We start from the raw sequence: 13,104 nt of genomic DNA on the forward strand, positions 1-13,104 counted from the left end.
GGTTGTCGCCGCCTTTCTTTGCCGCTGTGGTCGTGCCGTCGCCATGGATGTTCGCGAGGTCGAGGAGCTGGTCCCGATGCAGTTGATCGACCGAGCCCGCGAAGACCCGGTCGATGCTGCCGTCAGCCTGCCAGCGTCGCATGATCCGGTAGATGCGGGTGTGGTGGATTTCAGGCAGCCCCTTTGCATCCGTTTCGATCGGCAGCATCTTCCATTGACACCCCATATAGAGCGCCTTCAGGACGTAGTTGAACATCCTCTGTAACGGCAACGTCGGCGGCGGGCCGCGCCGGCCCCGGCTCAGGTGCGGCAAGACAAATTGCCCGAACTGCGCTTCACTCAATTTCGTGGGAATCGCAGGCCGGCCATGGTTCGCAGCCATTTTCGCATCCGCAAAGCCCTCACTTTAACCGCTCCCCCCTCGCCAGCTCCGAAAGCCATTCCCGGTGGGGCTCGCAGACAAATTCGGCCCCTTCGGAAAACCCGCAATCAGTTGCAAGTCAAGAACGAACGTGATGCTTGGATTCAAACGGTTCAGAAGTGCCGCGATCACGATTTCCGGCATCGAGTTGATGCATCGCATTCGCAAGGCGCAGTTCGACCTCTGCGCGCTCAGGCTCAGCGATACCACCGCGCCCGCGGTTTGGAACGCCGTCCTGTTCAATCGATAAGGTATCCAAATCTATAAAGATTATTTCGACCACGCTACCTATTTGCACCGGAGCCTTGACGATTGGGGGCGGGACGGTCGGATTTGCGTAATAAACCGACGGCTGCACGATCGCCGGCGTCTTCAGTCCCTCCGCCACTTCGGCAGGTTGCGCGGCCCGCAGGCGGTCCGGCCGGGGCTTGCCGTCCTGATCTGTGTCCAACCGGGTCTGCGCTAGCACGCTTTGCTCCAACGGCGCCCGCATCGCACCATCCGGGGCATGACCGCCAGAGCGTCGACGACGGCATGATCTGTAGCTGTCGGGTCGACCGTTTTGCACTATCCGCGCTTAGCCACCCGAGCGCGCATACTGTACGCCGGCCTCGGGCGTCGGGGGCGACGGTGTGGGCGATCGAGTGACGGTACCGGGCGGTGTCGACTGGCCGGATGCGTCTGGTTGACTCGCCTCCTTTTCTGTAAGCGGCGGCGCAGCATCGTCTCCATTGCATACGGCCAACTGGATTGCTACTGATACGAAACAAGAATAAGCGCCCAAATCGCATAAAAATATGTACAACTCCGCCGCCGCTCCGTTGTTCTCCTGCTTTTGATCGGAATTCGCCGGCAAGCTTCGGCCGGATGCATGCGCGCACCGTTGCACGAAGGTGGACGCGACATTGACGATGCCGGGATTGCATTCCGCACCGGACACGCACGAAGCCATGATCTGCATGTTTTTGAGGAGGTGCTATGAACCGAGCCAGACAAAGATTGAGCATCACAAAGACGACCGCGCATTTGGATTCGGCAGCGGAAAGGTCCAATGAATCGTGGGAATTCCCCTTCGAGCGACGAATTGCTTACTGTCAATTCGTCAGTTTGCGATTGCCGTTTTCTGACTGCGCGAGTAAGGCTTCGACCACTTCGAAACCGATGCAATCAATCGGGTCCAGCCAGCGTAGTTTGGCAATTAGCTTCAATGCAAGGGCGCGTTCGCCACGCCGTACGCTGATGAACGCAAGCGCCTTCAGCGTAAAGAGCCAGAAGCGCGGCGGCCCGGGAATGGAGAAGTCCGCGTCGCCCGGCTGCACCGCGCACCAATCAGTGCTGATCGACGCTCCCCAAGCGGCGACCGCCAAAGCCCTCGTTGCGACTTTTTGCGCCTCGCCAAGTTCTCCCCGGTTTGCATGGAACTTATAAAGCAGATAGTAGGGTGGCAGGCACCGCGGATAGGACAGGATGGCGGTCCACAACACGGCGGCCACATCGTCATCGCTGCCGCGGCGGGTTCTCTCGATCAGCTGTAGTACGCCGGCCGGGACTTCACCGCCGAACAGATCCGTCGACTCGATACCAGTAATGAGATTCATCGAAGCTTCTCCGGATGTGATAAGGCGCTCAGCCGCGGAGCGATACTGAGCGTGTTCGATCAGCCGAACTTGAACTGTATGCCATGTCCCCCGCGCGGATAGGTCCATTCAAGATTGTGGTGTTCGGTGCACAAAATGCGGCAACTACCGCATTCGAGGCAGCCGTCGGTGATCAACGTGACTGAGCCGTCGTTCTCGTTCCGATAACAGGAGGCGGGACACACGAATGTACAACTCCTTTCGGTGCAATCGTTGGTGCAAATGTCAACGTCTTTTATGCGGACGTGCGGCCGCCCGACGTCCACTCGGTAGCGATTTTGAAACAGCTTTTCGTCGATGTTGACAGTGATCGTATTCATCGGAATGCCCTCCAGAATTTGTATGCGTCGCCGATCAGCCCCGTCACCGAGCGACTTTTACGGAAGCTGGTCATGACCTCGCGTTTCTTGGTTTTCTTGTCGATGCCATCGACCGTCATCATCGTGCGGGCCGCTTTCGCGACGAGATCGGGGTATGTGGTAAAGAACTGAGGATTGTGATGCAAGACCTTCGGCATATCGCGGTACTTGTGCAAGTCCTTCATCACGAAACTCTCGTCGAGCGCGGCCTTATATGCTGACAGCGTGCTGGCGCGGTAGCCGTGGCGGCCGGCCGCTTTGGCGGCTATTGCTGTCTCGGCGGCGAGGCGCCCCGTCGTCATTGCGAGATTCGAGCCTTCGCGGTGCGCGGCGTTGACGAAGCCGCCTGAGTCACCGACGATCATCCAGCCGTTACCGTATACTTGCGGGATCGCATTAAACCCTCCTTCTGGAATCAGGTGCGCGCAGTATTCCTTCATTTCGCCACCCACGATAAGCGGAGCGATCGACGGATGACGTTTCATTTTCTCGAGAAGCAGATACGGAGTTGTGCGATTAGAGTTCTTCTTGAAGTCGCTCAGCATACAGCCGACGCCGATCGTCAGTGACTCCTTGTTCGTGTAAAGAAACCCAGTTCCGGCCATGCCATCTGTGATTCGTCCAACCATTTCTATTACAACGCCTTCTTCATCGGCAACATTAAACCTCTGGCGAATTGTCTCCTCGGGCATGAAGAGGATCTCTTTCACGGCTAGTGCGACGTTGCGCGCTTCGATCTCGTCATGAAAGCCAGCTTTGCGGGCCAAAGTTGAATTGACGCCGTCCGCGAGAATCACGACATCCGCATAAACTTCGCCGTGTTCGCGGTCGCACTGGACGCCGACAACTTGGTCCCCGTCCAAAATCAGGTGATTTACCGTGGTCTCGCAGATCACTAAGGCACCGGCCTCACGGACCTTCGACGAAAACCACTTGTCGAATTGCGCACGTATGATCGTGTAGCGGTTATACGGCGGCTTGTTATAGTCGTCGCTACGCGCGAGCGTGCCTACAAACGAAGTATCGTCGAGCATCCACATGCGCTGCTCAATAATGTGGCGCTCAAGTGGCGCGTCGTCACGGAAGTCTGGGATGATTTCTTGAAGTGCATTGGCATAAAGGATCGCGCCTTGAACGTTCTTGCTCCCAGGATATTCGCCGCGTTCAATTTGAAGTACTTTCAGTCCACCCTTGGCCATAACATAGGCCGCAGCGTTGCCCGACGGTCCGGCACCCACGACGATCGCGTCGAATTGCGACGATTCCCTCATCTAACTCTCCCTGTATCTCGCATTTGCCGAAGTGCTAAGTGCTCCTTGCAGGCGTGCGTTAGCGCGGGCAGCAACTGCAGTGCATCCCCGACAATGCCGTAGTGCGCGTAATCGAAAATAGGTGCGTTCGGATCGGTGTTGATTGCGACAATCACGTCTGAGCTTTCCATGCCGACGCGATGCTGGATTGCCCCCGAGATGCCGGCTGCGATATAAAGCTTTGGCCGCACGGTTTTGCCAGTTTGCCCGACCTGTCGATCCGCCTCGACCCAACCCGCCTGCACGCACGGACGCGTAGCGCCGACTTCTCCACCGAGTACGCGCGCCAGATCAAACGCGAGTTGAAAATTCTCCGGAGTTTTGAGTCCCTTGCCGCCGCTGACGATCACATCTGCATACGGTAGGTTGATCTGACAGTTCTTCGCATCAGCGACAAAGTCGAGCAATTTGGTGACAATGTCGGCTTCGACCAGACCCAGTGTTTCCTGCACGATCTCGCCGCTGCGGCCGTCTTGCGCCGAGGGCATCGCCATGACCCGTGGGCGTACCGTCGCCATCTGCGGGCGATATGCAAGCGTCATGATCGTGCAGAGCAGCGAGCCGCCAAACGTCGGTCGGGTGGCCGCCAGTGCGCGGGAGGTCGGATCGATGTTCAGTTCGGTGCAGTCGGCGGTGAGCCCGGTTAAGAGGGTTGTCGCAACGGAGCCGGCGAGATCCCGGCCCATCGAGGTCGCGCCGAGCAGTAGAATCTCAGGGCGGTACTTGTTGACCAGATCGGTCAGCCCCTTCGTGAATGGCTCATTACGATAGCCACGCAATGCTGGGTCGTGAATGACATAGGCTTTGTCTGCTCCAAGGCTGAACGCCTCAGTTGAAAAGTGTTCGAGGGGCTCATCCGTACCGCCGAGCACCGCCACGCAGACGTTGCTGCCGAGTTTGTCTGCGAGCTTGCGCGCCTCGCCGAGGAGCTCCCACGAGACGTTATGCACGTGGCCGCGGTCGTGCTCAAGGAAGACCCAGACGCCGGTATAGTTTTTTAGATGTTCGGGTAGCTCCAGGTTGCGGCCTCCGGCATTCAAGGCCGGCTGCGTTTTCGCGGCAACGGTCGAGTTCATAAGGTCCTCTTCATTAGCACGTCTGCCTCCAATGTCGGATGGCGAGCGAACATCCTATGCACCAGATCCAACGAGACGCCGCGCAGGCTCGCCATGTCCAGTGTGAGCATCTCGGCTTTTTGCTCGCGCGGTGCTGGGCCGAACACTTTGCTCACCACGGTATGTGAGCCTTTCAGCCCAATTTTGCTAACGTCCTCGATTCCCGCCTGCTCCCGATTCCATTTGCGTACCGGAAAAGCCGCCGCGTGGATCATTCTGGGCAGCGTCGCGAAGCGCAGTTCGTTGGTGTTCTCAAGCATCGTCACCAAGCATGGCAATCGAGTTTTGAGCACGTGTACGCCGCCTTCCGCGCGACGCTCGACGACGATCGAACGTGCGGCGAGGTCGATTTCCACGATCCTGGACACGTAAGTGAGCAACTGGAAGCCCATGCGTGTAGCGATGCCGGGGCCGACCTGGGCAGTGTCGCCGTCGATTGTCTGCTTGCCAGTAAAGATCATGTCGACCGGCTGTTCCTTGGCGATTTGTCGGATCGCGGCAGCGAGCGCATATGACGTTGCCAGCGTGTCGGCGCCAGCGAAAGCGCGATCGGTGACGAGTACAGCTTCGTCAGCCCCATAGCTGACGCATTTGCGAAGCGCGTCTTCAGCCTGCGGCGGCCCCATGCAGAGTGCGGTTACAGTACCGCCGAAGCGGTCTTTTAGCCTCAATGCTTCCTCCAGCGAGAAGAGATCGTACGGGTTTACGATGGCCGGGACGCCTTGACGCATGATGGTGTTGGTGACAGGGTGAACGCGGATCTGAGCCGAGTCCGGTACCTGCTTGATGCAAACGACAATATGCATTGGGTACTCCTGGTCAGGCGTCGCCGCGTGGTGGCAGCGACGCGCGAAGCTTGTCAATTGAGACCACCCGCCGTCCGTCCGCTTCCTGAAAAACTCTGAATACCTTTTGCTCTGCGGGCGTGGAAAGGACGAAGTCGTTGTAGGCCTTATTGAGTAAACATCGATAGATCGAGAACACAGCTGTCGCGTTGTTACGCGGTAGCTCCTTCTGTTGCTCGATGTACTGAAAAAAGCGCTTGAGAATGTGCAGGCGGCTGACGTTCACCACTTTCTCGTCGAATGAAATGTCAAAGAATCGCAGGAAGTCTTCTGCGGACGACAGGCGATGCAGTTGTTCGATAACCTCTTGCACGTCGCTTCTCCTATTGGACCATTTCGCACCGGATGACGGCCTCACGACACCTTAACTCGGATGCCACGCGCTTGCGTCAGGAAGCGATGCAGATCGGTTGTTCCCGGCGCCTGTTTGTACTGCGTGGCAAATGACCGGATACGTGCAAGCAACTGAGGCACAAGCCGCTCGGACACTGTGACGCCAAGAGCGTCGCATGCGTCTCGCACACTTTGGGATCCGGAATGTTTGCTGAGTATCGACGACCGTTGCCGCCCTAATTCTGCGGGATCGAACCCCTCGTAGGTCGTGGGGTGCTTAGAAAGGCCGTCGGTATGAATGCCTGACTCGTGCGTAAAGACGTCCCTTCCGACAATGCTCTTGTTGAAGGAAATAGCGCGGCCCGACGCTCGTTCGACCAGCGATGAGATGTCGCGTAACGCAGTTGCGTCAATGCCGGTGTCTCGTCGGAGCAGATGTCGCGTGCCCATGACGACTTCCTCAAGCGCTGCATTACCGGCCCGCTCACCCAGGCCGTTGACGGTAGTGCTGGCGTGGGTCGCGCCTGCCGAGAGGGCCGCTAGTGTGTTGGCGGTGGCGAGTCCGAGGTCGTCGTGCGAATGGATTTCGATCTCCAAGTCCACGGCGACGCGAATTGCTGCGATAGCGTGGAATGTCTTAAACGGGTCCAATATGCCCACGGTGTCCGCAAATCGTACGCGCAGAGCCCCATGCTGCTCTGCGCATCGAGCAACTTCCAAGACCAAAGAGGGGGCCGCGCGCGAGGCGTCTTCCATACCAAGGGAGATCTTGGGGTGGCTTTTCGCTGCCTTGCCAATGACGCGTGCGATCCGCGCCAACACCCAACTACGCGACTGCCGTAGTTTGTGTTGCAAGTGAATATCCGATACCGGGACCGAAAGATGAATCATGTCGACATCGCAGCTAATGCCGCGCTGAGGTCCTCGTCTGTGAGGCGCCCCCAAACCATCAGACGGGCGTTGAGGTTCATGTCCACAATTGCATCAATGCACGCCATTTCGTCTTCGCCCATGGCTGGAATGCCGATTTCGAGTTCGGCGACGCCAGCCTGCGACAGTGCGGCGGCAATCGCGCACTTTTCCTCCATGCGAAATGCGACGCCAGCGGTTTGCTCGCCGTCGCGGAGTGTCGTGTCATTGATAATTGGGTTGCGCATGTCGGATCCCATCAGTTGTCTGCCATGGATAGCAAGCGTTGTGCCAGGCGATGTTCTACAGGTCTGAACAACGCTTTGCGGTACCCTGTAGGCGCGACACGAACGGTCGAAGCATGCCCTTGACATGGAGCATAGCGGACGTCCCGCGCGCGCAATGCGGCAGTGCCCGGTGCTTGAGAGCGAATAGTGGATGACCAAAAGCAATTGGTGCTCACCACGAGTGCGTTGTTATTGTCGTGACAGCGACAGAATGCGGCATGGTTGTCGGGTTTTGATCAAGACGCGTGACAAGAACATTGAGTTGGGTTGACGAACTCACATAACAATGGGGTTGGAATGAGTGGCATGGATCTCGCTAATAAATGCCGACGAACCACTGGAGGCTTTGGAGAGAACATCCATGCAAGATTGCGCGAATGCCAGCACCCTGCCCTCGACTGCGCATGTCGGCGTCCGAAAGACACCAACCCTGAGGGTGGGCGGACATGCGCTTGTTCAGATCGGCGCCTGCGATACACACGGCCGCACAGAAAAACCCGGCTGCGGTTCATCGAACGTGCCTGAGCGCGAGCTGGCAGAAGTATGGGAAAGGATAAACAAGCACCCTTGTTTTTCGGAAGAAGCCCATCGCCATTATGCGCGAATGCATGTGGCGGTGGCGCCCGCCTGCAACATCCAATGCAACTACTGCAATCGCAAATATGACTGCTCCAATGAGTCGCGACCCGGCGTCGTGTCGGAGAAGCTGACGCCGGAGCAGGCCGTGAAAAAAGTTATGGCTGTCGCGGCCAAGATTCCGCAGTTGACGGTGGTGGGCGTTGCGGGTCCCGGTGACTCGCTCGCCAACCCGAAGAGGACTTTTGACACTTTCCGTATGCTCCGCGAGCGCGCTCCGGACATCAAACTATGTCTGTCAACGAACGGACTAGCGTTGCCGGACTTTGTCGATGAGATTTGCAGCAGCGCTGTCGAGCACGTGACGATCACCATCAATATGGTCGACCCCAACGTCGGTGAATTGATCTACCCGTGGATCTTTTGGGACCACCGGCGCGTTAGGGGCAAGGAGGCCTCGCAGATCCTTCACGAGCGGCAAATGCAAGGGCTAGAAATGCTCACGGCGCGCGGCGTGTTGACGAAGATCAACTCTGTGTTGATTCCAGGGATAAATGACGTACACCTGATCGACGTGAACAGCGAAGTAAAGAGGCGCGGCGCTTTCCTACACAACATCATGCCGCTCATCTCGGACGCTGAGCATGGCACTTATTTCGGGCTGCACGGACAGCGTGGCCCCACTGCTAGCGAGCTAATGGCCGTGCAGGACCGTTGCAAGGGAGGCGCCACGTTAATGCGCCATTGTCGTCAGTGCCGTGCGGACGCAGTAGGCCTTCTGGGTGAGGACCGTCGCGACGAGTTCAAGCTCGACGGGATCGATGACATGGAAACTGGATATGACCCTGCTTACCGTCGGGAATATCAGCGCCAAGTGGAAGTGCAACGCAATGTGCAGCGCGATGCCAAAAAAAATGCAATCGCTTTGGTGCAGGCGAGCGAAGTGTCGGCTGATCTGAAGGTCCTGATCGCTGTCGCGACAAAGGGAGATGGCCGCGTGAACGCACATTTCGGACATGTCTCCGAGTTCCAGATTTTCGAGGTCAGCGCTGGCGGAGCGAGCTTTGTGGGTCACCGCCGCGTGGAGTCCTATTGTCGGGGCGGCCATGACGATGAAGATCGCCTGCCACCGCTCATACGCGCGATCAGCGATTGCCACGCTGTACTGGTCGCGAAGGTCGGTTTGTGTCCGCGCAAGGAACTGTCCCAGGCGGGCATTGAGCCGGTGGACCAGTACGCGTACGAAAATATCGAGAAAGCCGCGCTGGTATGGTTCATCGAATATTGCAGCCGCATCACGAAAGGCGTAACCGTGCATGTGGAGCGTGGCGCCCCCGGGATCCGGCAGAAGAGGTCGATCACTGCGATGACTGCTCCTGACTGAGCGGCAGACGGACAAATGTATCTGCTGCCGCGAGCTATACAATCCATCATTAAGGAGTGCCATCATGCCCCTGAAGATCATTGCCTCGACCTGTACCGGCTGCTCGGCCTGCGAGCCGCAGTGCCCGAATGTCGCCATAAGCGAGAAAGGTGGCGTCTTCGCAATTGATCCAAAGAAATGTACCGTATGCGAAGGGCAGTTTGATACTCCGCAGTGCTTGGCCGTTTGCCCCGTGGACGGGTGCATTGTGGTGAGTTAGCATCGCCGCCAAAAGAAGCACATCGAGAGTAGATAAGGAATACTAATTGTCACCGACCGACATCATGTTGACCAATTTTTCTGTTACCCCTGCCGCGGAAAAGTTTATGCGCCGTGTTATGCGTTTTTCTGGCTTACCATCAAGTGGTGGTTTTCGTCTTCTCGTCAAATCCGGCGGATGCTCGGGTTATGAAGCCGAATTCAGTGCGGAAGTAGAGGCTCGTACGGGCGACGAGACCATCGAGGTTCATGGACTGCGGCTTTTCTTGCCGGCAGAAAGCCGCACTTTGCTAGATGGCCTGAAGATCGACTTTATCGAAACGCCAGATCGGTCAGGTTTCGCATTCATCAAGGAGGACCAACGGTCGGCCGTCCCGGTCAGTGCCGATGTCGCTCGGATTGAGGTGAGTGGGATCGGACGGGGGTGGCCCGTTCCTCCACCAAAGATGTCTTGAACTAGCAGTTCGATATATCAAGAGGCAAAGCATGACTGAATTTGAAAACGATGACCTCATAGAGGTCACATTTGCGCCTCGCTTCAGCATTGGTGAGCGCGTCGTTTCACGCTTCTCCATCCGTAACGACGGCACCTACGCCGGTAAGGCTATGGGTGAATCGCTCGTCAGCAGAGGCGACGTGGGGTACGTTACCGGAATCGAAACCTTCCTGCAACGGTTCTACATCTATGCAGTTCGTTTCGTCGAAAGCGACTATCACGTCGGCATGCGCGCCAAGGAACTATGCACGCTCGACCACCTTCCCGATGACGTGCTCGCTCGTTTGGGCGAGCATGCCGCCGATCTCCGTTGGATAGGTCTTCGTAAGCCAGAGGGAACTGACCGCGATGGAACCGTCGGTTGCAGTTCGTGTAACGCGCATGGTGACGACGCACCGGACGGTTCCGACGCCGATCGAGCCCGTCTAGTCGTCGGCAATCCACGTCACGGACTTGCGGGACCTTTGCAACGGTGATGTCTATTCAGGCCGGTGCGAAAGTGGCTTTCTGGTTAAGGCATGGAGGCTTGCCGAAATCGCCAGATATGTGGTGCCGTCGAGTCTAGCGAGGCCGTCACCCAGTTTATTTTGACGGGAAGGCGGCCGCTGCGCTGAGGGTGAATTCGCGCCCCGCTGGACCGTCGTGAGAGAGGAACGACGAGATCGGCCTATAAGAGCTGGAGAGGTACTCGTGACAGAACACGCGTCACCTACGACGACCGCTGTGCTTCTCGACCCGATCGTGAGTTCGATTAGATGTACTTGTTGCAGTGTGAATATTTTGACCAACCTTGGGGGTGTCACGTGAAACTGATGATCCGCATAGACAGGAAAGGCATACTCAGCGCTTACGTGCCGAAGAAGGATCTCGAGGAGCAGATCGTCTGCATCGATGGCAAGAAGATGTGGGGCGGAGTGATAACGCTTGCGAACGGCTGGCAATTCCAGCTGCCGGAGATGGCGGCCGATACAACGCTTCCTGTCACCGTAGAGGCGCGTCGCGTCGCGGTTGAGCGCGACTGACATGGCACTCACTGGAGATCAGATCAGCGCTATCGTCGAGTTGATTCTGAACGAACCGACGCTGCCGGAGGCTGCGGCAACCTGGCGGAAGTCGTATCCCGATGTGCGGGTCATTCGGATTAGCGCGGTTGAGCTGGTCAATGAAAAACCCCTCATCCAGTTTCGGGGCCGCCGTGTTTATCTCGCGACGTCGACAGGTGTCTGTGTCTCAGTGACAACAGACGCAAGTGAGGCCAATATGCTCATCCTTGCAGAAGACGGAGTCTACGATGGAGACTGAGGGAATTTCGCTTACTGAACCTGCGTGCGGGCCGCGGGAGATTGAGCTGGTTCACGCGGTCCTGCAATCGTCGCGCTGGAGCGACGGACCGATGCTCGATTCTTTTGAGAGTGCATTCGCAGGCTGGAGCGGCCGTGTGCATGCGGTCGCAGTGGCGAGCGGGACGCTCGGCACCTGGATTGCGCTGCGTGCGCTCCGCATCGGTCAAGGCCATGAAGTCATCTGTGCATCGCATTCATGGCATCAGATCGCGCATGCGATCACCCTCGCTGGGGCGACACCGGTGTTTGCCGATATCGATTACTGGAGCGGCTGTCTCGACGCGATCAAGGCACAGCAGAAAATTGGAAATCGCACGCGTGCAATCCTTGCGGGGAATACGAACGGGCATCCTGCCGCATGGGAATCGTTGCGCGAGCTTGCCGATGTGAATGGTCTCAGCCTGATTGAGGATAGCACCGAGGCGCTCGGATCACGCTACCGTGGGCGCTGCGTGGGGTCGTTCGGCAAAGTGACGGTTTTTGACTTTTCGCCACCCTCGGCCTTGTGTGCAGGCGAGGGCGGAATGCTCGTCACTGACGACGAAAGCTTGGCGCACGAGCTGCGTTACCTAAGGCGACGTCTGAGCGCCGATCGCAAGTCGGTCTCACTCGGTGCGCGGGTGCCGCTGCAGGCGGGTATGAGCGAGATGACCGCCGCGCTCGGCTTGGCACAACTGGCAGGGCTTGAGGAACGGCTAGCGCAACGGAAGCGGGTCGAAGCCTGGTATCATGAAGCGATGGAGAGCTTCGAAGGCATCAAACCACCGTATCAGGCGGAGGACGTGGACGAAGTGAATTGGATGCTTTACGTCGTGCATCTTGGCAAGAGGTTTACTCATAGCGCACGTGCTCAAATGATCGACGATATGCTGGCTTGCGGGGTAGAAACGGCAGCATACAGCCATCCGTTGCATGAGCAGTTCCATTACATGAAGGCCGCCGATGCTATCGGAGGTCGACGGGGCTGCCTGCCCGATACCGAGCGGATTGGCGATCGAGCACTTGCGTTGCCGCTGCACACACAACTTACTGTTCAGGACGTGAAGTACATCGTCAAAACTTTGAAGGACACGGCGACCAACGTCGGTGCGGGGGCCGCGATCTATCTCTAGCAGGCTGTTGAATTTGGATCCCGTGTAAACGGCGCTTGAGGGACGGGCGTTATGGATATCGTGTTCATGATCTTTGCAACTGATTGCGGGTTTTCCGAAGGGGCCGAATTTGTCTGCGAGCCCCACCGGGAATGGCTTTCGGAGCTGGCGAGGGGGAGCGGTTAAAGTGAGGGCTTTGCGGATGCGAAAATGGCTGCAAACCATGGCCGGCAGGCGATTCCCACGAAATTGAGTGAAGCGCAGTTCGGGCAATTTGTCTTGCCGCACCTGAGCCGGGGCCGGCGCGGCCCGCCGCCGACGTTGCCGTTACAGAGGATGTTCAACTACGTCCTGAAGGCGCTCTATATGGGGTGTCAATGGAAGATGCTGCCGATCGAAACGGATGCAAAGGGGCTGCCTGAAATCCACCACACCCGCATCTACCGGATCATGCGACGCTGGCAGGCTGACGGCAGCATCGACCGGGTCTTCGCGGGCTCGGTCGATCAACTGCATCGGGACCAGCTCCTCGACCTCGCGAACATCCATGGCGACGGCACGACCACAGCGGCAAAGAAAGGCGGCGACAACCTGGGCTACAGCGGGCACAAGCATCTGAAGGGCGACAAGGTGGTGGCCTTCAGCGATCGCAACTGCAACATCATCGCGCCATTCGTGACGGCGCCGGGCAATCGCAACGAATCACCCCTGCTGCGTGACGCGCTGCCCAAACTCACCGC

15 protein-coding genes and 2 pseudogenes are annotated in these 13,104 nt (G+C 57.8%); 8 read left to right on the plus strand and 9 right to left on the minus strand.

Features of this window, described 5'->3' with window-relative positions:
* From EVC45_RS41740 to nifV, 9 genes and pseudogenes are all read right to left on the minus strand, one after another.
* Positions 1–256 (minus strand): annotated as a pseudogene (locus tag EVC45_RS41740) (transposase); the annotation flags it as partial.
* 244 nt (positions 257–500) lie between these two features.
* Positions 501–890, minus strand: coding sequence for a hypothetical protein (locus EVC45_RS48090; protein ID WP_373683122.1), 390 nt, complete (start codon positions 888–890; stop codon positions 501–503).
* 625 nt (positions 891–1,515) lie between these two features.
* Positions 1,516–2,019 (minus strand): hypothetical protein, encoded by a 504-nt coding sequence (locus EVC45_RS41750; protein WP_129963939.1) that lies wholly within the window; start codon positions 2,017–2,019, stop codon positions 1,516–1,518.
* Between the two features lie 59 nt (positions 2,020–2,078).
* On the minus strand, positions 2,079–2,378 hold the full coding sequence (locus EVC45_RS41755) for a ferredoxin family protein (RefSeq protein ID WP_129963940.1): 300 nt from the start codon (positions 2,376–2,378) through the stop codon (positions 2,079–2,081).
* On the minus strand, positions 2,375–3,688 hold the full coding sequence (locus tag EVC45_RS41760; RefSeq protein WP_129963941.1) for an FAD-dependent monooxygenase: 1,314 nt from the start codon (positions 3,686–3,688) through the stop codon (positions 2,375–2,377). Before EVC45_RS41760 ends, EVC45_RS41755 begins: the two co-directional genes overlap by 4 nt.
* Positions 3,685–4,803, minus strand: a complete 1,119-nt coding sequence (locus tag EVC45_RS41765) for an electron transfer flavoprotein subunit alpha/FixB family protein (RefSeq protein WP_129963942.1) — start codon at positions 4,801–4,803, stop codon at positions 3,685–3,687. The genes EVC45_RS41760 and EVC45_RS41765 overlap by 4 nt, the downstream gene beginning before the upstream one ends.
* Positions 4,800–5,648, minus strand: a complete 849-nt coding sequence (locus EVC45_RS41770; RefSeq protein WP_129963943.1) for an electron transfer flavoprotein subunit beta/FixA family protein — start codon at positions 5,646–5,648, stop codon at positions 4,800–4,802. The genes EVC45_RS41765 and EVC45_RS41770 overlap by 4 nt, the downstream gene beginning before the upstream one ends.
* Positions 5,649–5,661: 13 nt before the next feature.
* On the minus strand, positions 5,662–6,000 hold the full coding sequence (gene nifW, locus EVC45_RS41775) for a nitrogenase stabilizing/protective protein NifW (protein WP_129963944.1): 339 nt from the start codon (positions 5,998–6,000) through the stop codon (positions 5,662–5,664).
* A gap of 41 nt (positions 6,001–6,041) precedes the next feature.
* Positions 6,042–7,177 (minus strand): annotated as a pseudogene (gene nifV, locus EVC45_RS41780) (homocitrate synthase).
* 400 nt (positions 7,178–7,577) lie between these two features.
* Between nifV and nifB the strand changes: the two are divergent.
* From nifB to EVC45_RS41820, 8 genes are all read left to right on the plus strand, one after another.
* A complete protein-coding gene (gene nifB, locus EVC45_RS41785; protein WP_129963945.1) occupies positions 7,578–9,176 on the plus strand; it encodes a nitrogenase cofactor biosynthesis protein NifB in 1,599 nt (532 codons plus the stop codon).
* A gap of 64 nt (positions 9,177–9,240) precedes the next feature.
* Positions 9,241–9,435: a 4Fe-4S binding protein gene (locus tag EVC45_RS41790; RefSeq protein ID WP_084598351.1), complete on the plus strand. Its 195-nt coding sequence runs from the start codon at positions 9,241–9,243 to the stop codon at positions 9,433–9,435.
* 64 nt (positions 9,436–9,499) lie between these two features.
* Positions 9,500–9,889 carry an iron-sulfur cluster assembly accessory protein gene (locus tag EVC45_RS41795; RefSeq protein WP_129963951.1) on the plus strand — a complete coding sequence of 130 codons (390 nt, stop codon included), beginning with the start codon at positions 9,500–9,502 and terminating at the stop codon, positions 9,887–9,889.
* 31 nt (positions 9,890–9,920) lie between these two features.
* Positions 9,921–10,406 (plus strand): nitrogen fixation protein NifZ, encoded by a 486-nt coding sequence (locus EVC45_RS41800; RefSeq protein ID WP_129963946.1) that lies wholly within the window; start codon positions 9,921–9,923, stop codon positions 10,404–10,406.
* Between the two features lie 327 nt (positions 10,407–10,733).
* On the plus strand, positions 10,734–10,952 hold the full coding sequence (gene nifT / locus EVC45_RS41805) for a putative nitrogen fixation protein NifT (protein WP_129963947.1): 219 nt from the start codon (positions 10,734–10,736) through the stop codon (positions 10,950–10,952).
* A 1-nt stretch (position 10,953) separates the two neighbouring features.
* Positions 10,954–11,232: a hypothetical protein gene (locus tag EVC45_RS41810; RefSeq protein WP_129963948.1), complete on the plus strand. Its 279-nt coding sequence runs from the start codon at positions 10,954–10,956 to the stop codon at positions 11,230–11,232.
* The gene (locus EVC45_RS41815; RefSeq protein WP_129963949.1) at positions 11,222–12,385 is read left to right on the plus strand and encodes a DegT/DnrJ/EryC1/StrS aminotransferase family protein; all 1,164 of its coding nucleotides are present in this window, start codon (positions 11,222–11,224) and stop codon (positions 12,383–12,385) included. The genes EVC45_RS41810 and EVC45_RS41815 overlap by 11 nt, the downstream gene beginning before the upstream one ends.
* Positions 12,386–12,574: 189 nt before the next feature.
* Positions 12,575–13,104: transposase (locus tag EVC45_RS41820; RefSeq protein WP_168991651.1), on the plus strand; the 530-nt coding region annotated here is incomplete at its 3' end.

This window comes from Paraburkholderia sp. UYCP14C, assembly GCF_004197395.1.
Taxonomy (GTDB): domain Bacteria; phylum Pseudomonadota; class Gammaproteobacteria; order Burkholderiales; family Burkholderiaceae; genus Paraburkholderia.

What these genes read in the sequence shown, in the direction of transcription:
- EVC45_RS41750 (WP_129963939.1), bottom strand. Translation starts at nt 2,019, where the DNA reads ATGAATCTCATTACTGGTATCGAGTCGACGGATCTGTTCGGCGGTGAA.
- EVC45_RS41755 (WP_129963940.1), bottom strand. Translation starts at nt 2,378, where the DNA reads ATGAATACGATCACTGTCAACATCGACGAAAAGCTGTTTCAAAATCGC.
- EVC45_RS41760 (WP_129963941.1), bottom strand. Translation starts at nt 3,688, where the DNA reads ATGAGGGAATCGTCGCAATTCGACGCGATCGTCGTGGGTGCCGGACCG.
- EVC45_RS41765 (WP_129963942.1), bottom strand. Translation starts at nt 4,803, where the DNA reads ATGAACTCGACCGTTGCCGCGAAAACGCAGCCGGCCTTGAATGCCGGA.
- EVC45_RS41770 (WP_129963943.1), bottom strand. Translation starts at nt 5,648, where the DNA reads ATGCATATTGTCGTTTGCATCAAGCAGGTACCGGACTCGGCTCAGATC.
- nifB (WP_129963945.1), top strand. Translation starts at nt 7,578, where the DNA reads ATGCAAGATTGCGCGAATGCCAGCACCCTGCCCTCGACTGCGCATGTC.
- EVC45_RS41790 (WP_084598351.1), top strand. Translation starts at nt 9,241, where the DNA reads ATGCCCCTGAAGATCATTGCCTCGACCTGTACCGGCTGCTCGGCCTGC.
- EVC45_RS41795 (WP_129963951.1), top strand. Translation starts at nt 9,500, where the DNA reads ATGTTGACCAATTTTTCTGTTACCCCTGCCGCGGAAAAGTTTATGCGC.
- EVC45_RS41800 (WP_129963946.1), top strand. Translation starts at nt 9,921, where the DNA reads ATGACTGAATTTGAAAACGATGACCTCATAGAGGTCACATTTGCGCCT.
- EVC45_RS41810 (WP_129963948.1), top strand. Translation starts at nt 10,954, where the DNA reads ATGGCACTCACTGGAGATCAGATCAGCGCTATCGTCGAGTTGATTCTG.
- EVC45_RS41815 (WP_129963949.1), top strand. Translation starts at nt 11,222, where the DNA reads ATGGAGACTGAGGGAATTTCGCTTACTGAACCTGCGTGCGGGCCGCGG.